21 protein-coding genes are annotated in these 26233 nt (G+C 42.9%); 9 read left to right on the top strand and 12 right to left on the bottom strand.

Annotation, left to right across the window (positions count from 1 at the left end; translation table 11 throughout):
* Positions 1 to 15: 15 nt before the first annotated feature.
* Both ACQKC9_RS07675 and ACQKC9_RS07670 read left to right on the top strand, forming a co-directional pair.
* A complete protein-coding gene (locus ACQKC9_RS07675; protein WP_427621236.1) occupies positions 16 to 852 on the top strand; it encodes a YciK family oxidoreductase in 837 nt (278 codons plus the stop codon).
* Positions 853 to 1010: 158 nt separating this feature from the next.
* Positions 1011 to 1277 (top strand): DksA/TraR family C4-type zinc finger protein, encoded by a 267-nt coding sequence (locus ACQKC9_RS07670; protein WP_101204603.1) that lies wholly within the window; start codon positions 1011 to 1013, stop codon positions 1275 to 1277.
* 252 nt (positions 1278 to 1529) lie between these two features.
* Here ACQKC9_RS07670 and ACQKC9_RS07665 read toward each other — a convergent pair whose 3' ends face one another.
* Together ACQKC9_RS07665 and ompR are read right to left on the bottom strand one after the other, a co-directional pair.
* Positions 1530 to 2777, bottom strand: coding sequence for a CobW family GTP-binding protein (locus tag ACQKC9_RS07665; RefSeq protein ID WP_427621234.1), 1248 nt, complete (start codon positions 2775 to 2777; stop codon positions 1530 to 1532).
* A 79-nt stretch (positions 2778 to 2856) separates the two neighbouring features.
* Positions 2857 to 3615, bottom strand: a complete 759-nt coding sequence (gene ompR, locus ACQKC9_RS07660; protein WP_057757943.1) for a two-component system response regulator OmpR — start codon at positions 3613 to 3615, stop codon at positions 2857 to 2859.
* A 378-nt stretch (positions 3616 to 3993) separates the two neighbouring features.
* Between ompR and ACQKC9_RS07655 the strand changes: the two genes are divergently transcribed.
* Positions 3994 to 6540: a Tex family protein gene (locus ACQKC9_RS07655; RefSeq protein ID WP_427621232.1), complete on the top strand. Its 2547-nt coding sequence runs from the start codon at positions 3994 to 3996 to the stop codon at positions 6538 to 6540.
* Between the two features lie 116 nt (positions 6541 to 6656).
* Here the strand turns inward: ACQKC9_RS07655 and ACQKC9_RS07650 are convergent, their stop codons facing one another.
* Positions 6657 to 7235 (bottom strand): hypothetical protein, encoded by a 579-nt coding sequence (locus tag ACQKC9_RS07650; RefSeq protein WP_427621230.1) that lies wholly within the window; start codon positions 7233 to 7235, stop codon positions 6657 to 6659.
* 752 nt (positions 7236 to 7987) lie between these two features.
* Complete coding sequence (locus tag ACQKC9_RS07645) at positions 7988 to 9274, bottom strand: saccharopine dehydrogenase family protein (protein ID WP_427621228.1); 1287 nt, start codon at positions 9272 to 9274, stop codon at positions 7988 to 7990.
* 495 nt (positions 9275 to 9769) lie between these two features.
* Between ACQKC9_RS07645 and ACQKC9_RS07640 the strand changes: the two genes are divergently transcribed.
* Entirely contained in the window at positions 9770 to 9925 is a 156-nt protein-coding gene (locus ACQKC9_RS07640; protein WP_082624527.1) for a DUF1328 domain-containing protein, read from the top strand.
* A gap of 133 nt (positions 9926 to 10058) precedes the next feature.
* Here ACQKC9_RS07640 and ACQKC9_RS07635 read toward each other — a convergent pair whose 3' ends face one another.
* The 4 genes from ACQKC9_RS07635 to ACQKC9_RS07620 form a co-directional block, all read right to left on the bottom strand.
* Positions 10059 to 10352 carry a 4a-hydroxytetrahydrobiopterin dehydratase gene (locus tag ACQKC9_RS07635; protein ID WP_057757953.1) on the bottom strand — a complete coding sequence of 98 codons (294 nt, stop codon included), beginning with the start codon at positions 10350 to 10352 and terminating at the stop codon, positions 10059 to 10061.
* A gap of 154 nt (positions 10353 to 10506) precedes the next feature.
* Positions 10507 to 10800 carry a GNAT family N-acetyltransferase gene (locus tag ACQKC9_RS07630; protein ID WP_427621227.1) on the bottom strand — a complete coding sequence of 98 codons (294 nt, stop codon included), beginning with the start codon at positions 10798 to 10800 and terminating at the stop codon, positions 10507 to 10509.
* 200 nt (positions 10801 to 11000) lie between these two features.
* Positions 11001 to 12449: a fatty acid desaturase family protein gene (locus tag ACQKC9_RS07625; RefSeq protein WP_427621226.1), complete on the bottom strand. Its 1449-nt coding sequence runs from the start codon at positions 12447 to 12449 to the stop codon at positions 11001 to 11003.
* A gap of 158 nt (positions 12450 to 12607) precedes the next feature.
* Positions 12608 to 13810 (bottom strand): flavin reductase family protein, encoded by a 1203-nt coding sequence (locus ACQKC9_RS07620; protein ID WP_427621225.1) that lies wholly within the window; start codon positions 13808 to 13810, stop codon positions 12608 to 12610.
* Between the two features lie 439 nt (positions 13811 to 14249).
* Here ACQKC9_RS07620 and ettA point away from each other — a divergent pair, with 439 nt between their 5' ends.
* Entirely contained in the window at positions 14250 to 15911 is a 1662-nt protein-coding gene (gene ettA / locus ACQKC9_RS07615) for an energy-dependent translational throttle protein EttA (RefSeq protein ID WP_057757965.1), read from the top strand.
* 103 nt (positions 15912 to 16014) lie between these two features.
* Here ettA and plsB read toward each other — a convergent pair whose 3' ends face one another.
* Entirely contained in the window at positions 16015 to 18819 is a 2805-nt protein-coding gene (gene plsB, locus ACQKC9_RS07610) for a glycerol-3-phosphate 1-O-acyltransferase PlsB (protein ID WP_427621224.1), read from the bottom strand.
* Positions 18820 to 19066: 247 nt separating this feature from the next.
* Between plsB and ybaK the strand changes: the two genes are divergently transcribed.
* The gene (gene ybaK / locus ACQKC9_RS07605) at positions 19067 to 19555 is read left to right on the top strand and encodes a Cys-tRNA(Pro) deacylase (protein WP_427621223.1); all 489 of its coding nucleotides are present in this window, start codon (positions 19067 to 19069) and stop codon (positions 19553 to 19555) included.
* Between the two features lie 204 nt (positions 19556 to 19759).
* Entirely contained in the window at positions 19760 to 20134 is a 375-nt protein-coding gene (locus ACQKC9_RS07600; RefSeq protein WP_201548700.1) for a 5-carboxymethyl-2-hydroxymuconate Delta-isomerase, read from the top strand.
* Between the two features lie 125 nt (positions 20135 to 20259).
* On the opposite strand, the gene ACQKC9_RS07595 is transcribed toward ACQKC9_RS07600, so the two are convergent.
* Both ACQKC9_RS07595 and ACQKC9_RS07590 read right to left on the bottom strand, forming a co-directional pair.
* A complete protein-coding gene (locus tag ACQKC9_RS07595) occupies positions 20260 to 20730 on the bottom strand; it encodes a hypothetical protein (RefSeq protein WP_057757972.1) in 471 nt (156 codons plus the stop codon).
* Positions 20731 to 20851: 121 nt separating this feature from the next.
* Positions 20852 to 22672: an acyl-CoA dehydrogenase C-terminal domain-containing protein gene (locus tag ACQKC9_RS07590; RefSeq protein WP_427621222.1), complete on the bottom strand. Its 1821-nt coding sequence runs from the start codon at positions 22670 to 22672 to the stop codon at positions 20852 to 20854.
* 382 nt (positions 22673 to 23054) lie between these two features.
* Here ACQKC9_RS07590 and ACQKC9_RS07585 point away from each other — a divergent pair, with 382 nt between their 5' ends.
* Positions 23055 to 24179 (top strand): FUSC family protein, encoded by a 1125-nt coding sequence (locus ACQKC9_RS07585; RefSeq protein WP_427621221.1) that lies wholly within the window; start codon positions 23055 to 23057, stop codon positions 24177 to 24179.
* Between the two features lie 36 nt (positions 24180 to 24215).
* On the opposite strand, the gene aroE is transcribed toward ACQKC9_RS07585, so the two are convergent.
* On the bottom strand, positions 24216 to 25079 hold the full coding sequence (aroE, locus tag ACQKC9_RS07580; protein WP_427621219.1) for a shikimate dehydrogenase: 864 nt from the start codon (positions 25077 to 25079) through the stop codon (positions 24216 to 24218).
* 490 nt (positions 25080 to 25569) lie between these two features.
* Here aroE and ACQKC9_RS07575 point away from each other — a divergent pair, with 490 nt between their 5' ends.
* The gene (locus tag ACQKC9_RS07575; protein WP_165598150.1) at positions 25570 to 26232 is read left to right on the top strand and encodes a hypothetical protein; all 663 of its coding nucleotides are present in this window, start codon (positions 25570 to 25572) and stop codon (positions 26230 to 26232) included.
* The last annotated feature ends 1 nt before the right edge of the window (position 26233 follow it).

Below are 26233 nucleotides of genomic sequence, written 5' to 3'. Positions count from 1 at the left end.
GTAGTGAGCAATGCCATGAGTGACAATAACAATCAACTAATCGACCCAAAAGACGATAAAAAAACTGTTCAAAGTCCTATTCAGCCTTTGACTCATGATGATATTCGTAGCTTTGTACCGCCAAGTAATTGCCTAGATGGTAAGACTATTTTGGTAACAGGAGCGGGTGATGGTATTGGCCGTGTTGCTGCATTGACCTATGCGCGTTATGGCGCCACTGTTTTATTGTTAGGACGTACTAGTAGCAAGCTTGAGTACGTCTACGATGAGATTGAGAGTCTTGGTGGTAAGCAGCCTGCTATGTTGCCGATGAATCTAGAAGGGGCGACTTACGCCGAAATGCAGCAGCTCGAAGGGCTAATCAATAAAGAAGTCGGCCAGTTAGATGGTATCTTGCATAATGCTGGTGTATTAGGACAACTGACGCCGCTTGAGATGTATGACGTCGATACTTTTGCCCAAGTGATGAAAGTTAATTTCACAGCGACTTTTATGCTGACTCAAGCGCTATTCCCGCTATTAAAAGATGCTGATCATGGGTCTGTTGTCTTTACCTCTAGCACTGTAGGTACACATCCTCGCGCATTTTGGGGTGCTTATGCACTTTCCAAACAAGCAGTAGAAGGTATGAGTGATATCTTTACTCAAGAGACTCAGAACACCACTAATCTACGTTTCAATTGTGTCAACCCAGGTGGCACTCGTACCAATATGCGCGCACATGCGTATCCAGGTGAAAATCCTATGAGCTTAAAAACACCTGAAGATATCATGGCAGGCTATGTCTGTCTGATGAGTGACGAAAGTATTGGCGTACGCGGTCAAGTAATTGAGCTACAACCTAAAGATTAGTAGCGAAATTTTAAGTTGAGTCGAAATAACGACGTCATTCTTTATTGATGGTTTTATACACTATCGCAGGTTGCAATTAACCATGGCTAGCCCCATCTATTTGTTATTAAAGACATTTGTATTGTCTAATTATAATGAATAAAAAATAGGATAAGATTATGGCAGGTGGCTGGTCAAGAGATGGTGCTGAGCATGAACAAATGGATGCAACGGTAAATGATGCATTGGAGCGAGCGCGACGTTCGTTACCGACAGGTGTAAGTGCTGAGCTGTGTGACGAATGTGGTAAGCCTATTCCAGAGGCAAGGCGACTGGCAGTGCCCGGTATTCAGCATTGTGTTAGCTGTCAGACGGAGCTTGAGCAAGAGGCAAAAGCGGCTGAGCTGTTTAATCGTCGTGGTAGTAAAGACAGTCAATTGCGTTAAAAAATAGTTAGGGCGTGTCCTCAATTCAATCGATAGTCATCTAAATGGGTTAAAAATGGCTAAATCTTGCCAAACGGCGTCAAATAGCTGACTAATATCTCGATATTATCTGCGCTATTTTTCTTGTTTGACTGCGATTTATCTCATTTTTATCACCATTTTTAAAATGAGGACACGCCCTAGTTGCGTTGAAAAAAGAAAGGGCGGACATTGCTATATAAAATAGCAATGTCCGCTTTTTTATGTCTATTACTATATAACCAGTGCCATCAATTCAAGATCGCACTCTTCCCAATCTATTAATACTGATGACGCTTTGGCATCATTCTCAGCTTCTGATTTTTCTGTAGCTTTATCGACAGCATTTGTATCGACAGTATTGCCTAATTGCAAAATAACTTCCAATCGACTATCAGTCTGTGGGTCGATGGTTTTGGTGGTTAGACTACCAGGGTTAAAATTGATCTGCATCCAGCCATCAGAAGTATGCACCACGCCTTTGATGCGTTGCCAGTTTGGCAGTGCTAATAACCAATTCTGTAAATCGTTAGCGTTTAGTATGTAGTGTGCAGGTAGTCGCCATCCAGCCAATTGAAAATCTTGCTGCTCTTCATGATAGCGATAGGGCAGATCACTATCAGCATTGACCTGAGCTTCGGTCTCATCGGTAGATGCACTCAATGATGGTACAGTTGCTAAAGAGTTGGCTTGAGACTGTACACCAATCATCGATTTTTGAGGATGAGCAATACTGATTTTTCGTTGATTCGAAATGATAGAGCTAGGCTGATTTAGTTGTTCATTCAACGTTTTAGAGTATGCATCTGCTACAAGTTTATTTGCTACAAACTTATCTGATGAATGGACATCTGATGAGTCTGTTGTCTCAGGTGCCGTTAGTTCTGATGCTGCCCAAATGATTTTTACTTGTGAATTTAGCTTGGTTATCCATTCTACTAAAGCTTGTTTTTCGCTAGTATTTAATTGGACATAACGATTGATTATCAGCACATCGGCATCACGGACATGCGCTTGAAAACCATCATGATCACGATACTTAATCTGTTGCCACTGCTCGCCACTCAGTACGGTTATGACAGCATTCATCTTTAGGGCAGTTTGCCAATGCGGCGCACTAAGTTGTAGTATCAGCTCACGTGGATGTGCCAAACCTGTGGGCTCAATGAGTAATCGCTGCGGATGATGGTCACTGAGCAGGCGACTGATTGCAATTTGTAAGGGCAGCTGACTGGTGCAGCAAATACAGCCACCACTGACCTCACGAATGGCGATATTTTTTTGCTCAAGCTCGTTATCTTGGGAGCTTGCAAGGAGTGCGCCATCAATACCGATACGGCCAAACTCATTGATTAAGAGGGCCCAGCGTTCGTCATCAGGTTTTGTGGCCAGTAACTGATTAATTACAGTGGTTTTGCCAGCACCTAAAAACCCTGTCACTAACGTGCAGGGTATGTTTTGAAAAATAATTGGGTTTTTCACAAATAGGCTCATCATATTGGCACGTGTTTGTGAGTAAACAAACACGGCCTATATTAAAAGGAATTAGATCAGTCAAAAGTTATTCACTCTTGATGGTTTCTACCTCAGCTTCATCAGGAACGAACACGTAGCCCACGCCCCATACGGTCTGGATATAACGTGCTTGTGAAGGGTTGTCTTCAATCAGGCGACGCAGACGTGATACTTGGACGTCGATAGAACGCTCCATCGCACCCCATTCACGACCACGGGCAAGGTTCATCAATTTATCACGGGTCAATGGCTCACGTGGATGCTGTACGAGCGCTTTTAGCACTGAAAACTCACCTGTCGTCAAAGTGACTACGTTACCATCGCGTTTAAGTGTACGTGTCGATAGATCTAGTGTCCATGGACCAAACTCGACCACTTCCATTTGATGACTTGGTGCACCTGGCAACTCACGGTTTTGACGACGTAATACAGCTTTGATACGAGCCAACAGCTCTTTTGGATTAAAAGGCTTGGGCAGATAGTCATCTGCACCCGCTTCTAGACCTGCAATACGGTCAGCATCACCGCCTTTGGCAGTCAGCATAATGATAGGAATATCTGCATTGTCCTCGCGCAGACGCTTACAGATACTGATACCGTCTTCGCCTGGCAGCATCAAATCGAGCACGACCAAAGAGAAAAGCTCACGTTGCATGAGTTTGTCCATCTGACTGCCGTCATGAGCGGTACGAACGACAAAGCCGTCGTCTTCTAGGAAGCGTTGCAACAAAGAGCGCAGACGAGCATCGTCATCGACAACTAAAATACGCTGAGTTAACGTGTCAGGGCTGTTGTTATCAGTCATACAGGCATCCTTTTATAAAAATTATTGTTATCAGAAACTACAAGTAAATAGCTATGAGCAAAAACACTGCCACTAATTATCATTATTTAATTATTGGTTACGAATAAGCACTTCATAAAATTAAAAACTATTGTTCAATATGTCAGCACATATCAATATTTGTGTTATTGATACTTTAGTGTATAAGATTGCACCGAGAATTGCATCACCCATGATAATAAATGCTGTATGCGTTTGTTTAACAAGTCCATAGGATGTGCGATATAGAACGATTTGCGTCCTAAAATGCGCAATAAATAACGAAAAGATAAAAAGGATTTTTATTCATGCAGCTTTTGCTATAATGCAAAGCTACATTTCTCAACGATTGATACGTATATGAGTAGCACTGATACCTTAACGTCATCTCAAACCTCGACAAATGCACAGGTTTTAGATGCAACCACACACGCGAATATTCACGACAAGCTTGCTCGCGCGCTTGGCATTAAGACTGCTCAAGTCAATGCGTTTGTCAAACTTTATGATGAAGGCGCGACGGTTCCTTTTATTGCGCGTTACCGCAAAGAAAAGACTCAGAATCTTGATGATGCGCAGCTGCGTGCTTTAGAGAAGTCTCTTAATTATGAGCGTGACATGGCAACACGTCGCCTCAAAATTACTGAGCTGTTAAGCACACAGGGCAATCTGACCGATGAGCTACAGACGCGTATCGATAATGCGACGTCTAAGCTTGAGCTTGAAGATATCTATCTGCCATATCGTCCGCGTCGTCGTTCACCTGCTGCCAAAGCTCGCGCCGCTGGTCTTGATACTGCTGCCCAAGCAGTCTTGACCCAAGAGATCACTCCGATGGATGCCTTGGCTGATTATCAAGTCCAGTCAAGTATCACTGATGACAGTGGTAATGAAATCGAGGTTGATTTTAGCGATATCGAAAAACAGCTCGCTGGCGTACAAGCGATTATCGTTGATGAATGGACACAAGCATTGGGCTTGTTGGACAACTTACGCAGTGGTTTTGCCAAAACTGCCAGTATCGTATCGAGCGTTGCGAGCGAAGAAAAGCGCGAAGTTGGCGAAAAATTCAAAGACTACTTTGAGCATAGCGAAAGCCTTGCTCGACTGCCAAATCATCGCCTATTAGCAATGTTGCGCGGTCGTCAAGAAAACGTCTTGGGTCTAAAGATTGAAGGCGAAGACGCACCATTTATCGAAAAAATTATCAATCATTTCGATGTTGATGCCAAAGCGCCAGCAGCCCGCCGTGAGTTTTTGTCAGAGGCAGCCAGTAGCTTGTGGAAAGACAAATGGCGTCCGCATATCGAGCACCGTTTGTTAACTGAAAAGCGCCTAGCCGCAGAAGCGGATGCGATTGATGTGTTCGCTAGCAACTTACAGCATTTGCTAATGTCTGCACCTGCAGGTCCTAAAGTAATCTTGGGTGTCGATCCTGGTATCCGTCATGGCGTAAAAATGGCCATCGTTGATGCGCAAGGTCATGTCATGTCAGATAGCGAAGAGAAGCCTGTCATAGCGACAGTGTATCCGTTTGCACCTGATAATAAGATGGATGAAGCCAAGAAAGTCATCGATGCGCTGTTGAGCACTTATAACGTTGATTTGGTCGCTATCGGTAATGGTACGGCAAGTCGCGAAACAGATGCGATGATCAAAGAGATTTTGGCTGCGAACGATGCACTAAAAGCTAAGGCCGTTATCGTTAATGAGTCGGGTGCGTCTGTTTATTCAGCGAGTGAACTTGCTAGTGATGAGCTGGCCAATCTAGACGTTTCTGTACGTGGCGCGGTTTCTATCGCGCGTCGCTTGCAGGATCCATTGTCAGAGCTTGTGAAAGTTGATCCAAAAGCCATTGGCGTGGGTCAATATCAGCATGACGTCAATCAAAACCAGCTTGCCGATAGTCTTGATAAAGTAACTCAAGATAGCGTGAATGCTGTGGGTGTGGATGTAAATACAGCCAGCCCAGCTATCTTAGCTCACATCGCAGGTCTTAACCGCAATGTGGCGCAGCAAATTGTCACCTATCGCAAAGAGCATGGTGCATTTGATAGCCGTGAAGCGCTCAAAAACGTCCCACGTCTAGGCGCTAAGACATTTGAGCAAGCAGCTGGTTTCTTGCGTATTCATAATGGTAGCAATCCATTAGATGCTACTGGTGTGCATCCAGAGAGCTATGCATTGGTCGATAGCTTACTCGCACAAGCGGGCAAGCCGTTGTCAGAAGTCATCGGTAATGATGGCGTGTTAAATACTATTGATACGACTACATTGGCTGCTAACGACGATAATGTCAGCGTAAAAGCGATTATCGAAGAGCTTGCTAAACCTGCTCGTGATCCTCGTCCTGAGTTTAAAACGGCCAATTTCCGTGATGACGTCAATAGTATCAAAGATTTGAGCGAAGGCATGACGTTAGAAGGGGTAGTCACTAACGTAACGGCCTTTGGTTGTTTCGTTGATGTTGGCGTACATCAGGATGGCTTGGTACATATCTCGCAGATGGCCAATGACTTTGTCGCCGATCCTATGAACCGTGTCAAACCTGGTGATATCGTATCGGTACGGGTTATCTCTATCGATGAGAAACGTGGTCGTATCGGCTTTAGCATGAAACCTGAATCTGAAAAACCTGTCCGTACGGCTGCCAAGTCTACGACAGCTAGTATAGATGGCGAGAAAACCAGTCGTCCACGCAATAATAATGCAAATAGTGACCGTCCAAATAATAGCCGTCCAGCTGCTGACAAACGTCCGTCTAAGCCGCGTGGCAAGCGTCAGGATAAAGACAACGCGAGCAATCGTAGTAAGCCAGTAAAAAATGATAAAGCTGAAGCCCCAAGTAAAATGGGTACACTCGGCGCTTTATTACAAGAAGCTGGCGTGACTAAAACTAAGAAATAAACACTGCTAACAACAGCTAAAATTTATAGTTTGGTATAACAAAAAAGGCAGCCATATGGCTGCCTTTTTATATAAGTAATATGCTTACAAACTAATCAACTATACTAACTATTTGCTTAGCGTGATACAGCGATACGACGGTTTTCTTTAAACTGTACGTTTGCTGGCTGAGTAGCTAATAACTCACCACGCTTGTCTTTTTTCTTTTCTTGCAAAGTACTAGCAGCATCTGCAACTTTATTCTCAGTAGCCGCTTCACCAGCGATCAAAGGCTGATAGTCTGCATTGCTGTGTTGCATGTTAAGCGCTTGAGCGTTCTGTACAGGAGCCTGAGCGGTTGTAGCATTAGTCATTGCTGCCGCATTGGTTGTTGCCTGAGCGTTATTTATCAAAGCTGCGTTATCATTGCTTGCTTCATTATCCATATCGTCAGTTTCGTCGTTCATTTCATCTGCTTCATTATTCATGTCCATATCGACATCAGCAGTATTTGACGCTTCGACATCTACAGCGCCAGGTTGAGTCGCTAGCAACTCACCGTCAGGACCTTCTATTTCGGCTTGCACAGTGCTTTCAACAGCAGCGTTACGCATATCTGCTGGCATTAGATCGCTATTGTTAACGGGTGCCGCCATTGCCATAGTTGGTAATACAAGGGTAGCGCCGACGATTAGTGATAAAACATTCTTTTTCATTATAAAACTCCATGATACATAATTAGCAATAGTTAAAAACAGTAACTCATATTTAATGATGAGCTGTTTTTATTCAAATGTGTCTGTAAATACTGTATGCAAATTATCAACGATGTAGTTTATATTTCAGTAGCAAACTCATTAAGGTTCTAACAGTTTAATGTTTTCTTGTGACGTTATGAAACTGTCATACTTAAAGTCTAGCTGATATTTTAACTTCTAGATTTTCCAAAAACTCATTAGTAGCAAAGGTTGATTGTGTTATTAAAGCTGTTAATAAATGAGTCTGCTAATAACAAATATCTACCGACATCTCTAGTATTCAAAATATAAATTTTTGATTGCTTATAGTTGTTATTTGAACTTAGCTGATTGTTATTAATAGTTTTTTTGAGTGCTATTTGTCAGTATTATGGAGACTTTTATCAGTAGTTTTTATTTATAATTCAAAACCAGTGTTTAGATAATTCTTAAGTTCTATTATATAAATTCTTTGATAACATATACTTTATTAAACTAATGTTTATATCTAATTTTTCTACAATATCTATAAAATGATAGTAGCAATACTACATTAGTGATTAGTATCATAAAGTATTAAATAATCGGGAAACAGAAACATTGTTCACCAAAAAAATACGTTATTTTCAATTTAATTCTCGTCCAAATTTTAGAGTAGAAAATAAAAAAACCGTATCTCGAAACCAAGATACGGTCGTAAAAAAATTGAGCCCTTGTTATCACTTAATAGATTAACTATCAATCACTTCAAAGTTAAGACCAGAATGCGCTTCTAAACGTGTTATTAGCTTATCTCCCATCGCAGATGCTGGTGTCCAGAACCCACCGCCAACGTCCTCTTTGCTGATATCTTGTGCCAAGCATAATGCCGCCTGCGAAATCATACGAGAAGTACTGCCGTAACCAGGATCTCTATCACCTGTTACCTTAACGGTAATAGTGTCATTTTTGGCCGTTTGTCCAAAGTGACGAATATCAAAGTAGCCGTTCTCTTGCTCGTCCTTAGAAGGGCCTGAGCCAGCTTTTGGTAAAACGTGCTTGGATAGTAACTCGCGACTTGGTTTGATCATCATTGCAGTAGCAAAGCCCAATAAACCTGCACTCATAGCATAGCTAGACAGTTTTCCTTTGACGCCGTCTTTCATCCACATTGCTTCGTCATATTTGAAATCGCGACCGTACTCATAGCTGAGCAATTGGTTAGTACGATGGACGATACGCGTATTGATAGTGGCCATGACGAACGGTGCTAACCAACGCTTATGATTGCTGTCATATACTGGTTTGCTAACATTATCCTGACGTACGTTTGGTGCGTTGGCATCATCGTTTAACAGGTATGGATTGGCTACTTGTTTGCGACGTACTTTGTCCTCACCAGCTTCTTCAAATATTGATGCCATTGACGCGATAGTACCACCTGAGATACCACCTTTCGCTGCTTTGACACGCATATGGATGACATTACAGGTCTCGCCGAACTTCTCTTCTGCCTTAGCTTGGGTAAAGTACGCGCCCAAATCTGATGGGATAGAATCAAAACCACAAGAGTTGACGATACGAGCACCGCTCTGCTTGGCAGTATCTTGGTACTTGTCCATCATATCTTTGATGAAAATGGCCTCACCAGTAAGATCTACATAATCTGTACCGTTTTCAGCACAAGATTTGATCAGTGGCTCACCATATTTCAGATATGGGCCTACAGTAGAAATGATGACTTGAGTTTGTTTGGTCATCTTATCAAGGCTGTCAGCATCGTTACTGTTGGCAATAATAATGTCTACCTTACTCTCAAGTTTGGCCTGTAGCTTATTGAGCTTGTCTTCATCACGACCTGCGATCGCCCATGATACGTTTGAGCCATCTTCGTTCTTATTATTTGACAAAAAATTGGTTAAATAGTGGGCAGTGATCTGACCGACGAAACTTGTCGCGCCATATAGAACGACAGCATAAGGGCGAGTGTCGCCGCTGGTTTTTTGTGTAGGGTGTTCAGTATCCGTATTGGTATCCATATGTATTGTCCTTAATATATTTGAGAATAGGTGGATAGTAAACTATAAACCAAGTCGTTTGATTAGGTTAGGGGTTTGTGAGGTCGCTACAGTTTATAGTTTGCAGCTAAACCCCCATACAACATCACGTTAGAAATTTAAAATAGTTCTGCATACAGTTGGAAGAGTAGCGTTCAGTAAAAGATCATTCAATAAAAACACGTCCAGTTAAAAAGCGCTTAGTTTAAGAACTCTCAGTTAAATAACACTGTATTCAGAAATATAATTCTATTTTGAAAATATCATCTATTAAAGAAAAAGAGGTATGAGATATCAACAGTTACTACAAACTTTACATAACCTACCGATATTATTACTAAAATGAACGTTTTTTAGAGACGAACATTGCTAATCTATAAGCGTAAACAGTAATAACTAGCATTAGATAAAAACAAGTTAAATAGATGCTATATAAATTCTAATATCTGTTTTTTACCATTATTTGAGGAGAAGATTATGTTTCGTTGGGCTATTATTTTTGCAGTAATCGCATTACTAGCGAGTTTCCTAGGTTTTGGTGGTGTCGCAGGATTATCTGCTAATTTGGCATACATTTTCTTAGCAGTCGCTGTGATTTTGTTTATCGTTGCCTTTGTCAGTCGTAAGATGTAAATACAGCTTATTATTATAAATAACTAATATAAAAAAGACCCTCAATTGAGGGTCTTTTTTTGTCTGCTTTAACGAAGGTAATCGTTAGAAAGCTAGGATAATCGGCATCAAGGTATGCATTATAGACTTTCTACTACAACCGTTTAGGCTGAATAATATGCTCCATACGCTTGGCTAAACGAATATCCAGACTAGATATACCACCTGTATCGTGGTTGGTTAAACGAACCTCTACGATATTGTAGGTATTACGCCATTCTGGATGGTGCTCAAGCGCTTCAGCATGAAATGCCGCTTGATTCATAAAGCTCATAGCTTCGATAAAATCGCTAAAGTGATAGGTCTTGACAATGCTATTGCCGTCACGCTGCCAACCAGCAAGCTCTTCTAGCTGTAGATTGATTTGTTTGTCAGATAAACTACTCATATTAATAACCTTTATTGTTATGTCGAATTGGTTTATTAAAAGTGCTACTAGGGTAGTGCTAAGTGTCTCTCCTAATCTAAGATAGATATATTATATCTCTAATACGCTCAATGTTGGGCGTACTCGATGCTATTAAATAATGAGTCGTGGCAGTCTAAACCAAATCCTGATATTCAGGATGTTTGCTGATATACGAGGCGACAAATGAGCATTGTGGTACTACTTTCTTGTCTTGCTCACGCGCATAATCTAGCGCGTGCTTAACGAGTGCTGAACCAACGCCTTGACCGCCTAATTGCTGCGGTACGATAGTATGATCGTAGACCAATTTGTCAGCACTTTCCTGATAGCTAATATAACCTGTCTGACCATCGATAGAGGTCTCAAAACGTTTTGCTGCTTGATTATGAACAATTTCTAGATTTGGTTTAGAGGCTTGGTTACTCATTAATATACTCCATTTCTTATTATCGAATTTTTATTATGAATTAAATATTTTATTAATTTCGATAGTGCCAGTTTAGTATGTAGGTTTGATGCTCAATTATCTAGACACTTACCGTAATGGTAGATAGGACTACTGTTAACGTCATCTATGTCTTCCGTCCTACCTTATCATGGCCGTATCTAGTTGCAAATCTGAATATGTCACCATGCATAGGATATGGCTTTACGAACGACTGGAGGTAAAAAGCGAGTGAGACCACTAGTATTTTCTATCGCTAATTTGTCTTCTAAATCGGCCGCTGATCTATTATCTTTAAGAGTAGTACTATCTGCATTTTCCACTGACTGTACATGGGCTTGCCATTCTTTTTCACTAGGTTTGCTAAAGTGATAAATACGTCCTATTACTTGCTTGAGTTGTGTGCCAAAGCGGCCAGTGTTATAGCTTAAACCATACTTATGGCATATGGCTTGTACCTGCGGCGCAATCTTTGCATAGTGGCCAGCTGGCATATCAGGAAATATATGATGCTCAATTTGATGAGACAAATTACCTGTTAAAAGGTGAAACCATTTGCTGCCTTTGATATTGCTAGAGCCAAGGATTTGGCGTACGTACCAATCGCCTTTACTTTCATTGGCATCGAGATGGGTATAGATATGCGCTTGCTCAGTGAAATGTCCACAAAAAATCACCGCCCACGTCCATAGGTTGCGGACAGTGTTGGCAGTCATGTTACCGCTCAACGTACTAAAGGCGCTACGACGACCTAGTGTCAGCGCTACCACAGAGGGCAGTGCAATATAGTCTTTGCCTATTTGTCGTCCAATTTTGGCAAATAACGCACGAGACTTTTGCTGCATGATTTTGTGCAAATCAGGAGAGTCGGCGTATTCATCTGCACTGATTTGGATGTCATGAAAGGCTACTGCCCACTCAAAGCCAAATGCCAGCACCGCGGTACTAAACATATTATAGCGATCTTCTGGCGTCCAAGGCTGCTCGTCAGTCACTCGAATCAAGTGATAGCCTACGTCATGATCACGGCCTACAATATTGGTAAAAGTATGATGTAAATAATTATGAGAGTGTTGCCATAATGGAGCAGGGCAGACAATATCCCAGTCGAATTTTTGACTATTAAGGTGCGGGTGTTGCATCCAGTCATACTGACCATGCATGACGTTATGACCCAGCTCCATATTGTTCAATATTTTGCTAAAGCTAAGTAAAGACGTACCTAGTAGCCAAGTAGCGACCAGACTTCGTTTCGATGGCATACGCCCAGCCGCTGCAAGTAAACCACGGGCGATAATTTCACTATATACCACAGTGGCATATATCCGCTGTATGTAGCGTGCATCCTTACTGCCTAGAGAGTCCATGACGCTTTTGTACAGGGCATTGAGCTCTGTAGCTAAAGCATCACTTTGAGGCTTTGATAAGGGGGCATCAGTTAACGTTGGGTAGCGAGTCCGTGTCGATGTGTCTGGCTGACCGCTATCATTGATTGCTTCATCATTAAGCTGCGAGTACGGCGTTTGCGGCGTCAAAGGCAAAGGCGCGTTTTTTGCTAGCTGTGCATCGGACAGGGGCGTCAAGATAGGCACAGCAGATTGTGGCGTAGTAACGGGTGGTAACAAGCGCATAAATAAATCCTTAACCGAAACGGCATGAATAAGCAGCACTGCATCCGGTTTGATAAGTTATCTGAGTTTTAGCCTATAAAGTAACTTTTGTCTTTTATTTCTCATAGGTTGTTTAGCATATGTTCCCTATTAAGCCAGTCGTTCTATTAAATTAGTCATTAAACATCGAGAACCACATCAGTCATGGCAATATTGATGCAAGTCTGAATAGACTCGTAACCATCCCCGCTCACTTTCCCTGTTTGAACGTTTTTGACCACACCGCTGACTTTATTACAGCGGCACAATTGGCAAATGCCTTGCCGGCAACCATGTGCTAGCCGTACATCTGCATTCTCAGCAGCAACCAGTATGGTCGTGTCACTGCTAAACTGTCGTTGCCGTGATCGCAAATAGATAGTGTGTTCTTCTACAGGTATCGTCTTATTGAATGTTTGATTGGTGCTGATATCAACATCAGCTAGGGCATTACCAAAGTTCTCTACTGTGATGTTATCGCTCAGCTGTTTGTCTATAGGTAAGGTTATCTCTGCGGCAGCTTTATATAAGCCAGCTAATAATGCTTGTGAACCGCAGGCAAATATCTGCGTATCTGCTAAAGGTAAGTTTAGCGACAGCAGGCCCTCTACACTTAAGTATCTTGTACCAGCCAAATAAGTAGTCGGATCTTCAGTATGGATTAAATGATAAATGAAGTCTGGATATGCATCATTCAGCTGTTGCCACTGATGTTGTAGCTTGGATGAAACAGTTCGACTGTAATGCAATAGCGTCACCTGATATCCATTACTCAGGGCTTGAGTGATAAGTCCGAACATGGGCGTAATACCGCTACCACCAGCGATAAATAGCAAAGGAGTGAGCTGCTTATTATCTGATATTTCATACCTTAGTATTGAGGTTTGTTCCAAAGTAAATTGACCAAGTGGCAGGCTTGTATCAACGACACTAGCCAACGGTATCTGCTTGGTTAAATAGTCAGATACCAATCCTTGTGGTTTAATCGCGATAGTTACCGTATGACGTTGGTTTGCCGTGTGGTTTTCGGTAGTATCGTCGAGCCACCAAAGTAGTTGATGCGCCAAGCCCACTATCGAGTAGCTACGCTGGTAATAAACTCCATCGATACAAACGCGCAGGTCGAGGTACTGACCGCCTTGCCAACCACCCATCATCTTAGAAATCTGCTGCCTAAAAGCTCTATTGGTCTCAAATCGAAGTGCTATTAAATCATCACTTAACGTATAGCGTGCAATTAGGCGTAACTTAGGCGTTGTCAATGACCAAAACGGATGTAAGCGCGATCCGATAAAATCGACAAACGCACGTTGAACTATTTCAGGGCGATAGCCGTTGGCCATATTATCAGTACCTGTATGATTGCTATGAAAGTGAGTGTTGAGACAAGCACAAGGTTAGATGATCAATCGATTTTGATAATCGAACCATTAGACCTTGTTAAGCCACACTAACATGCTAACGGCTATTGATTAAATTTGCGAAAGTTTTGATGCTATTTTTTGTGGTCTTTATAAAACGCTAATGAATCAAAATGTTAAGTTAGTTCATTAAGATAAGACTCCTTGAGTTATTTTTTAAAGCGAGTTTTATAGCCAAAAGGCATAGCCTGCTGTCAAAAACAGTAAAACAACTGGTAAAACAACCTGTCAGCTTGCAGGGTATGCGCCACAATGCGATAATGACCTATAATTTGTAACCCTGATTTTGAGGTACGGCACGCTTGGCATCATCGCTGAGTTGCATTTGCTGTTCTCTTCTATGCAGTCTATCGGAGTGTTAATGGCTCAATATATTTACACGATGAACAACGTGTCAAAACTTGTTCCCCCTAAGCGTGAAATCCTAAAAAATATCAACCTATCGTTTTTCCCTGGTGCCAAAATCGGTGTTTTGGGTATCAACGGTTCAGGTAAATCAACCTTGCTACGTATCATGGCAGGCGTGGATACTGAGTTTAGTGGTGAAGCACGTGCGCAAGCAGGTACCAAAGTTGGCTATCTACCACAGGAACCACAGCTAGATGATAGCAAAGACGTTCGTGGTAATGTCGAAGACGGTATGCGCGAAGCGTTAGATGCGCTAGCACGTCTAGATGCTATCTATGCTGAATACGCAGAGCCTGATGCTGATTTTGATAAGCTTGCTGAAGAGCAAGGCAAGATGGAAGATATCATCCAGTCTTGGGATGCGCACAACTTAAATAACCAGCTAGAAAAAGCAGCTGATGCGCTCCGTCTGCCACCATGGGATGCTGACGTTAGTAAGCTGTCTGGTGGTGAGAAACGCCGTGTGGCACTATGCCGTCTGCTATTGTCGCGCCCTGACATGCTATTACTTGACGAACCGACCAACCATTTGGACGCCGAGTCTGTTGCATGGCTAGAGCAGTTCTTGCAGAACTACAGCGGTACTATCGTTGCCATTACCCATGATCGCTATTTCTTGGATAATGTTGCTCAGTGGATCTTGGAGCTTGACCGTGGCCATGGCTATCCGTATGAAGGCAACTATACCGAGTGGCTAGAGCAAAAGAACACGCGTCTAGAGCAGCAGAACAAGCAAGAAGAATCATTTGCTAAAGCGCTGAAAAAAGAGCTTGAGTGGATTCGCAAAAACCAAAAAGGCCAACAGGCCAAGTCTAAATCTCGTGTACAGCGTTTTGAAGAATTGAACTCAACTGAGTTCCAAAAACGTAATGAGACTTCTGAGATTTATATTCCACCTGGTCCACGTTTGGGTAACAAGGTTATTGAGATCAATGACATCTCTAAATCATTCGGCGATCGTCTGCTGTATGAAAACCTAAGCTTTAACGTACCAGCTGGTGGTATCGTTGGTATTATCGGTCCAAATGGTGCGGGTAAAACCACGCTATTTAACATGATTACTGAGCGCGATACCCCAGATACAGGTTCAGTTGATTTGGGTGAAAGTGTTAAAGTTGCCTATGTCGGTCAGGTACGTGATCATCTAGATGACAATAAAACCGTATGGGAAGAAGTTTCTGACGGTCTTGATATCATTACCGTTGGTGACTACACCACGCCAAGCCGCGCCTATATCGGACGTTTTAACTTCAAAGGCTCAGATCAGCAAAAGCACGTCGGTCAATTATCAGGTGGTGAGCGTAACCGTCTGCAATTGGCGAAAACGCTAAAGCAAGGCGCAAACGTATTACTCCTCGATGAACCATCAAACGATTTGGATATCGAAACCTTACGTGCACTAGAGGATGCGATTCAAGTATTCCCAGGTACAGTAATGGTCGTATCGCATGATCGCTGGTTCCTTGATCGTATCGCGACTCATATCTTGGCATTCGAAGAAGAAGGTCCAGTTTGGTTCGACGGTAACTATACTGAGTTTGAAGCGTATCGTAAAAAGACGATGGGTGACGATGCCAGTCCTAAACGTGCCAAGTATAAGAAAATTACTAACTAATACGGCTGTTTAATATAGTCCAATCCAAAAAAAGACCGCTAATCGTTAGCGGTCTTTTTTTTGTTTAGCTTAAAATCTTAAAGGGTATGGGTAGTCGTTAAAATTAACGCTTACGCCCAAACTTACGCTGCTTTTTATTACTAATCTCAGTAATGGCGTGAGTGATTTCTTCTTCGTCCAAACTAGCAACTTGCTGCAAGATTTGCATCATATCAGGCGTTAACACGTACTTAGCATGATGGGCAATGTCATTAATGCGATGGTCGAAAGTCAGTATGCCTGTTTCATCGTCTTTTTGTAGATAGTCAAGACGAGTCAACGCACTGATAAAGCTGGTAAACAAAGCACGGTCAAAGAAGTCAGGAATATCATCTGCATAGAGCACAGACAAACGCTGCCCAAGTAGGTGACATAGGTCAACAACTTCGTTTTCAGTTAGGTTGCCAGAGCCTTGCTGAGCGAGTAGGGCAAGCGTCATAAAGTAACGCTCAAGGCTTTGACCAACTGGAGTTGCCAGTACTTGCAGCTGCTGATAGTGCTTACTATTAGACTCAGGAACGCTAAGCGTATTATCACCCAAGTCAACGATGAGCCCATGAGACAGCAGATTATCAACTTTCTTATTGAGCGTATCGGCTAAGCCGTGTGCTGGATAATATAAGAATAGCTCACTTTGTAAGAACGGATATAGCTGCTCAGCGATACTATCGAGACGGCTGCGTTTAATACGTCCGTTGCGTGCGACTAGTGCAGACAGGAAAGATAGCAAAATAAAGACATGCAAAATGTTGTTACGGAAGTAGCTGAGCAACGCTGCTTGCTTACCTGCGACCTGAATGATATCGCCCAAGATATGCGGCGTACGCTCAATAAGTTTTAGCTTAATACCATAATCAATGATTTGCTGCGGTGTCATATCGGTGATAACCGTATCATCTGAGTAGACCAGCTGCTGAGCCAGGCCTTGATACAAAGCGATTTGCTCACGGCAAATATTTTCATCCAATGCAGCTTTCGGTGCCGATAGCAACACTAATGACAGCAGCGATACAGGGGTGACGACAGCAGCTTTATTGATATGCTGCATGACTTTCACACCGATGTTATCGACCATGGCGCTGGTCTTTTCATCAAGCGGCGAGTCAGTACGATCGGATGGCAAACTATTGGCTGGCACATCGAACTTTGTCATAAAGTCACTAAGATGCAACGGCGTACCGAAGCTCAAGTGCACATTACCAAAGATACGCTCGATTTTACGGCCAACTTTGAGCAGCCCGATTAAAGACTCTGACTCTTTTGGCTTACCTTTTAGCTCACCGACATACGTGCCGCCTTCCATAATACGCTCGTAACCAATATAAGTTGGAATAAATACCACGGGTTTATTGGTTTGGCGTAATTGGCTATGCACGGTCATCGCTAGCATACCCATTTTCGGCGGTAGCAAGCGACCTGAACGTGAGCGACCACCTTCGATGAAGTATTCAATCGGGGTGTTACGCGTGATAAGGGTATGCATGTATTCGCGCAGTACAGCGGTATACAGCGCGTTACCACGGAAGCTACGACGAATATAAAAAGCAACGGCACCGCGTAATAGTGGGCCTAATACCGGTACATCTAAGTTGTCACCTGCTGCGACATAAGGGATACTCAGGCCACGCTTGTAGATAACATAAGACAGTAATAGATAGTCGACATGGCTGCGATGACAAGGCACATAAATCAGCTCATAATCGGTCGCAAGGTCACGTACTCGCTCGAAGTGATGAACTTCTACGCCGTCATATAACTGCGTCCATAACCATGTCAGAAATTTATAAAAACCACGGATGATAGAATGAGAGTAGTCATTGACCATCTCATTAGCATAGCCTCTGGCTTGGCTACGAGCTTCTCGAACGCTGGTCCCTTTTTCTGCCGCTTCCATCTCGATCGCATGTTTGATCGCTGGCGAGTACACCAGTTTGTCTACCAAGTTACGTCTATCTGATAGATCTGGGCCAAGCATACTGGCGCGCTGTTTATCTAAATAAATTGACAGTTGCTGCTGCAACATACGAACCAGTTCACGATTACTATCAGCCGATGCGACTAGCGCATAACTTGGTGTTTGCTCAGCATCAACTGCGGCATCACTGTTAGTAGCCGTTGATTCTGTATCAAGTGAATCTGTAACAGTCAAATCTGCTTTAAGGGCATCTGTAGCAACTGAGTCAAAGGTAGCAGGTCCTTCCACATCGCCTTTAAGATTATCATTGATAATGGTACGTAAGTCTTGCGGTGGGTGGAACTGTACGAAAGTATCGCGTCCCATCACCCCGATATTAAATAGTTGCTTGGTAATGCTAGGATCTTGCCAGTTGTCAGCAGTCAGCAGCTTGAATAGCGAATCTTCTTTTTCAGGTGCACGTCCCCACAGAATCGATACGGGCACTAGACGTACCTTTAGCTCAGGGTATTGTAATACAGCAGATACCAAGCGAGAAAGGCGAGGAGACAATTGGCTGTCTTTGGCACTTGGATGATTTAAAAATATGATGGCCGCATTTTCTTTAATATTATGGGCGGCATCATTTACTCCAACCAGTGCAGGCGGTAAGTTGTGCTCTTGCGTCTGCAAGTCAATCAGAATACTGTTGGAACGAGAGTAATCCTGTAGTACATAAAACCGTAGCGTCTGATCATCATTGTCGAATTCAGGTAGCTCACCTAATAGCTTAGGTTTTACGGCGATATCGAGCATCTGACCTGACAGCTTACGATACAGCTGATTGATCGGTGCATTAGAATAAGGCTTAGTAGCGATTGCATTGCCATCAGTTTCAGCAGTGTCAGTTTCAGACGCACGGTCAGTCGCGACCGGCGCTTTAAAAATCCGTTTTTTTAGGAACTTCGGTATCATAATCAGTATCAAAAATAGTCAAATATGTTGCGCTTATGATGCCATAAAAGCCACCAAAGCGATATATAGTGTCTGTATATACTACCAATATTAATACGGTTTGGTTACGCTGTAGTGAGTGACAAATTATACAAAATGCTCAAACATTTGAAAGTTCATATATTTGGCGTAATAATATATTTTTATCATTGATGATTCATAGATATAGCGTCCACTTTTCAATTTCACTTTATTAAGCCTAAAGATTATGACTCCAGCTATCGATCTTGCCAAAAAACGTAACCTTGATTACCAAGTACACGAATATATTCACGACAGCAATGCCGCTTCATTTGGCTTAGAAGCCGCAGAAAAACTTGGCGTAGCGGTGACACAGGTGTTCAAAACTTTAGTCGTGACTACCGATACTAGCGTACTGGCTGTGGCGATATTGCCAGTCGATAAGACACTTAACTTTAAAAAAATGGCTAAGGCGCTATCTTCTAATAAATTGCTATCTTGCAAAAAAGTACAGATGGCCGACCCCAAACAAGTAGAGCGTAGTACGGGCTATGTGTTGGGCGGTGTCAGTCCACTGGGTCAAAAAAAACGACTAAAAACTGTCATAGATAGCACAGCTCAAGATCAGGCCACTGTCTATGTAAGTGGGGGTCGCCGCGGTCTGGAGATTGAATTGCCGCCTGCACAGTTGGCCGCGACGCTTGATGCTTGCTTTAGTGATATCACTGATGAATAAAATATTCTACGGTGGCTATAATCTGCCTATTATAAATTCGCCATGTCGACAATTTCGCTAAGCATATTTATGAGTAATCTATACTGGTTTTGCTTGTATTGAAGATATTTTGGCGCAAGATTATTGTGGATTGACCATAGCGATAAGGCGTAGACTTATACGCCAGCTTATCTATTATTTTTATCTACATTTAAGGACATGCTCATGCCACATTTAACCATTCAAGTAACACCCAACGTCAGTATCGCTCACGAAGAATCATTGCTCAAATCGCTAAACAAAGTATTATGGGATAGTGGTCAGTTTAAGCAACCTGCTGATATAAAAGCACGCATTGTACCTATTAATTCATTTCTAGTAGGTGTTGAAGACGATGAACAAGCCAATGGATTTATTTATGCTCACCTAAAGCTGATGAGTGGACGTGATATGGCCACTCGTGACCAGTTGGCTGAGCTGCTGGTTGCTACTATCGAGGAAAAAATAGGCGCAGAGCAGTCAGGACGTGCAGCATTGCAGATATGTGTAGAAGTTGAAGAGATTAGTGCGGTCTATCATAAGAAAATGCTTGGTAGTTAACAGCGCCTGCCTTTTTACAAACTGTATTTTGAAAACCATCTTCTCAAAAACTGTTTGATTAAAAAGCGACTACTTAAAAAAGTGACTGCTCGCAGGCTAAAGTTACCAACCTTAAATGACGACAATCAATTGCATAAAAGCTGACTGGCATACGTTGGTAGTATCATTACTTCAACCTTGTAGCCCGCAATTTTGCCTTCGGTAGCCATAAAATTGCGGGCGATACGCAATCGATATGTGCCCGTCGCAGGTAAGCAGCCTTGATAGACGATACCGCCTTTGCCGCCATCTTGCGTACCATTTGGCATATGTAATACGCCGACATTGGCAGTCTCAGATGTTCCAGCAAGTAGGGTAATATTAATCACGGCATACTGTCCACTGGTAGCGTCAAAACGATACCAACGTTCATTGTCATTAGGATTTAATTTACCAGTGATGACGCTACTAATAGCACTTTTCGAAAAATGAAGAGGGGTGTCGCTATTTTTTGCAATCGCACTATTTGCAGCGATACTTGCTAGTACAGTGCTAATTACCAATGTTTGCATACAGCGTGTGGCTAACGCGGCAGCTTTGTAATAGGGTATTGGCATAGCTTTCTCCTAAAATTGCTCGTTACTTTATATTCTGTATAAGCAGATTTTCAGTTAAGCATAAAAAAGCGCCTAAATGATAGGCGCTTTTTATTGATTATCGATGCTGTATTAGTCAATTTTAATCTAAGAAAGCAAAGTGATCGATTTCCATTGATGTCATGCTTTCGCTTGGTGCAACCATCGCTTCTGCGTGACCAGAAGTGCGTGGTAGCAACTTATCAAAGTAGAATTCAGCAGTCTGAATTTTTGCTTTGTAGAATTCTGGTGCTTCTGTGCCACCCTTTTCTAACTTTTCATAAGCGACGGCTGCCATACGAGCCCAGTGGTAACCCATCATCACGTAGCCTGAGTACATTAGGAAATCCTCTGACGCTGCTGAGATGATTTCACGATCTTTACGTGCCATCAGCATCAAGCGTACCGTCAAGGTGTTCCACTCAGCACATAGCTTAGTCAATGCCCAAACGAATTTACGCATTTCTTTATCAAGTGCGTACTCGCCACACCATTTCATGATGCTAGAGGTGTAGTCACGAATAATCTTACCTTTAGACTGTAAGATAACCTTACGACCTAGTAGATCAAGTGCCTGTACGCCAGTAGTACCTTCGTACATCGTCGCAATACGAGCATCACGAGCGATCATCTCCATGCCCCATTCTTTGATGTAACCGTGACCACCATAGACTTGCTGACCGTGCTTGGCAGCTTCGATACCTAGCTCAGTTAAGAAGCCTTTTAGGATTGGCGTGTAGAAGCCTAGCTTGTCATCCCATTTTTCGAATTCTTCATCATCGCCATTGACGATACCTTGTGCCATTTTATCAGCGTAGCGAGCTGAATGATAAATCATTGAGCGGCCGCCTTCGGCAAAGGCTTTTTGTGTCAGTAGCATACGGCGTACATCAGCATGATGAATGATCGCATCAGCTACTTTTTCAGGGTCTTTAGTACCTGATAACGTACGCATAGAACGACGCTCTTTGGCATATGGCAGTGCATTTTGGAAAGACAGCTCAGTATGCGCCAAACCCTGGATACCAGTACCGATACGAGCCGTGTTCATGAATGTGAACATGGCTTTCAAGCCTTTGTGCGGTTCGCCAATCAGATAGCCTGTCGCACCATCAAAGTTCAATACACAAGTCGATGATGCGCTGATGCCCATTTTGTGTTCGATTGAACCACAGACAACGGCATTACGCTCGCCAGCTTCACCTTCAGCGTTCGGCACGAACTTAGGTACGATGAATAATGAGATACCGCGCGTGCCTTCTGGTGCGTTTGGTAGACGTGCTAGAACGATATGGACAATGTTATCTGTTAAGTCATGCTCACCGCTTGAGATAAAGATTTTGGTACCGCTGACTTTATATGTACCGTCTTCTTGTGGGATGGCTTTTGATTTTACCTGACCCAAATCGGTACCACACTGTGGCTCAGTCAAACACATGGTACCTGCCCATGAGCCTTCGACCAACTTAGGCAAATAAAGCGCTTTTTGCTCATCTGTACCGTACTGAAGCAGCGTGTTGATACAACCTGTTGACAGGCCAGGATACATTGACCACGACCAGTTAGCAGTACCGATCATCTCAGCCTTGATCAGGTTGATCGAGGTTGGCAAATTCATACCACCAAACTCTTCAGGGTATGAGATACCTTGCCAGCCACCTTCTACAAACTGGTCATAAGCCTCTTTAAAGCCTTTTGGTGTAGTCACTACACCATCTTCGAAATGACAGCCTTCTTCACCACCTGATTGGTATAGAGGCGCAATGACGTTTTCAGCAAAATCAGCCATGCCTTGTAGAATCATGTCTACAGTTTCAGGATCGGCGTTTTCGCCGTTGTCTAAGCTTTTATAATGCGTCTGATAGTCAAATACATCATTAATCAAAAATTTGATATCACGTAAGGGGGCTTTGTAAGTTAACATAATCGCTCTCTTTGGTTAGTTCGCTATCATAGACTTATGGCGCAATATTTGAGTCACAACTTATGTAAGCGATATTTACTTATTTTAGATGAGCTAGACGTTATATTAGTCATCAAGTGAGTTATTAGTGGACAGCTTTCCAGTGTATTAGTTATTAGAACGCCTTTAGTGGCGGACAGCTGTTATGGCGTTGATATGATTATAAATCTTCTACAGCGACAAATATATAACTAATAACTATTATTCATGATTAATTATGTTATTAATTCATTTTAGTTTGTATAGGTGAATTGTATCTTCGCTTGAAATTATTCTATAAAGGTCTATGTAGACTCATCTAAATTTAAAGAAAAATGGACTTGTCAAATAGGAAAAGCCATTTATGAACACCTCAAAAAAGCAACAGCGAGCCTCTTGGTTGAGCATACTATTAACTCGTATCAAGGGGTTAATCGATGGTGAGCTGAATCATTTACTCACAGTCAATCGCAGTCAGCGACCATGGCATATGCCAATCATTGCTGCGATTGCGATCAGTTTTCCAGTATTTGTGGGCGCTTACTTTGGTGACTTATCTGCTGGAATTAAAGCGTCGCTGGGGTCAATGATTATTCTCAATTTGCCATTGGTGGGCGGGTTACCTTATCGATTGGTAACAGTGATGGCTTGGGGGTTTGCCATGATACTCAGTTTTGCGCTGGGTTTGATGGCGCAGCAATTGCCTATACTCAGGCTGCCTGTCTTTATGCTTGTTGCGCTTAGCGTGGTGATGTTGGGTCGTTACTATCGACAACCACCACCAGCAGGGTTGTTTGTGTTGATGGCTGGTGCAATCGCGCTGTTTATTCCTGTCCCGTTAGATCGAGTGCTCTCAGCGATAGGGCTTGTGTTATTGGGTAGCGGGTCTTCGATGTTGCTGGCGCTACTGTATACATTGTTTTTGTTAGCCACACGTCCTATTGCTTCTGCGCCTAGTTATCATTATGAGCCAGATATGATCAGTGATAGCCTCATTGTCGTAGGTTTCATCAGTCTGGCGTTGGTCGTTGCCGTTCTGTTAGACATGCCTTACCCATATTGGGTCGCCATGAGCTGCTTTATTATTATTCAAGGCATACAGCTACGAACCATGTGGATCAAGCAATTGCATCGTATATTGGGTACGTTGGTTGGTATGGTGGTTGCAAGTTGGATGCTGTCTTGGGGGCTATCGACTTGGGGTGTCGCAGTGGCTATATTATCAATGATGTTATTGATTGAGTCATTTGTCGACCGGCATTATGGGTTGGCGGTGATTTTTATTACGCCGTTGACGATATTTATTGCGGAGTATGGCAGCACGATGCCGGTGCCGCCAGTAGCAGGAGATGTTATTCATACGCGCATGATTGATACGGCACTCGGTTGTGTGATTGGTCTCAGTGGTGGTTTGGCTATCCACTCTACGCGATTGCGTGTACCGCTGCGGCGTTTTGAAAATTGGCTGCTGCTGCGCTTTAGTGAATAATAAGCAGCAGTTTAATGCTGCTTATTAAGAGTTCCATTAAGTATTTTGACTCAAGGCAGCTGTCGCTTTTGCGACGTCGATCGTATGACCAGTCCAGCGCTCAAAACTCAATGCAGCTTGACCGATAAGCATACCGTAGCCTTCAGAGATTTGCGCGCCACGAGCGGCAAAGTGCTGTAAAAACGGTAGTGGACGACCATACATCATGTCGTAAGCGTACTGACAGTTTAGAGCATCATCCAGCGGCAACGTATCACCTGATAAACCAATAGAGGTGGCATTAATGATAATGTCAAAAGCGCCACTGAGCTCATTGGTTGCGCAAACCTCGATATTTTGGTTATCGATTATTGAGCTAGCCGCGCTTAGCTCATTTACCAAATCGGCTGCCTTAGACACGGTGCGATTGGCAATCGTGAGAGAGCCAATACCCGCTTCAAATAATGGCAGTATTACGCCACGAGCGGCACCGCCTGCACCTATTAGCGCCACACGAGCATCGGTCAGCGGCCAGTCCATACTCATAATGTGATTGATAAGTCCCTGCCCATCCGTGTTATCACCATAGAGTGCTTCAGTGATTGGCACGCCGCTTTCTAATAGTGCTTTGTTCAACAGTAACGTATTGACCGCACCTGCCGTCTTGGCATGTTCTGATAAACCACCACGCGCCGCGCAGCAGTCATAAGCCACTTGTTTAAAAGGAACTGTCACATTGGCACCCAAACCACCACCGCAAAAAAACGCCTCAACGACAGCTGTAAAACTGGCGGCATCATCAGGACAGTACTGACGCTGATAGCTAATATCAATCCCTGCTTGAATAGCAAACTGCTCATGAATCTCGGGAGATTTACTATGGGCGATTGGATTGCCAATAACGATAAAGTGTTGGGTCATAAATAGTCCGCTGGCTAGAGAATAGAAATACTATCAAAGAAGCAATAAGTAGCGCTCAATCATCATAAGGGATAACGCTATAATTGACAAACCAAGAGGCCATCACCAATCGATTATTAGAAAGTGATAGCGTTAATTAGAGGTTGCCTTATCGCTTTTGAAAATAAATTCTGACATTGAGGCAAACATACGCAAAATACGCGCAAGTAGTTTTCTACTTCCTACTAAAGAGAAGACTGTTTTAGTACGTCATATATTTAACAAATCTGTACTCTCGGGGAGTGCTCCGCGTAACGTAAAAGGTAGTCAAGTGCTGAGCAGTTGGGTAAACTATAAAATATGGAAACCTATATCAATATGCTGTAATGACTGCTAGATTATAATATTTGTGAAATGTGCTCTTTATTGAAAACTATTCGTTATCAGCGGCGTTCCTGCCAGCTCGTTAATACTATTTCGAGATCAATCTAAAAGTGTGAGTAAATTATCCATGTGGAATCCTAACCTACAGACCCTTCTAGTCGGTACGATAATGGCAGTTGGTGTGACGCTCAGTGGCTGTGACAGCACCAAAGAAGATGCTCCAAATCCAGATGCGGAGACTACTGAGCAGGCAACAACGAATGAGCCAGTACAGGACAGCGCAAACAATCCTGACCTAGACGGTGCCACTGCTCAGCAAGGCACACCAGTGAGATATGATGTCGCAGCATGGGGTACGGATAAGGTTGAGTCACTCGCGGTGGATGAGTTAGATAGTATAAAATCTGTGTTTGGCGAAGTGATGAGCACTGACGAAAACAGCCTAGACTATGCCAGTAATCCAGCGGCAAAATATCGCTTTATGAAAACGGATGCGCCTTATCTAGATATCATCGACTCTGAAAAATATCTAGAGCTAGGCTGGTACTATGCCAATCCTACTGATACAGACAAAGAAAAAGAGCTGAGCCAAAACCACGCCAAAAAAGCCTATCAACTATCGCGTCAATTGATGGGTGATGATGGCGGTAAAATGGTTGCTGATATGCTCAATAGCCAAATCATCAAAAACAGAATCGTCGGTGGACAAAAAATAGAGCTGGCAAAATGCGAGTTTTATAGCTGCATGCTGGTGATCAATAAAGCCGCCGCTCAAACAGACAATAGCTAAA

This window comes from Psychrobacter sp. NPDC078409 (assembly GCF_050268505.1).
In the GTDB taxonomy this organism is placed as follows: Bacteria; Pseudomonadota; Gammaproteobacteria; order Pseudomonadales; family Moraxellaceae; genus Psychrobacter.
This window is presented reverse-complemented; position numbering and strand designations above follow the sequence as displayed.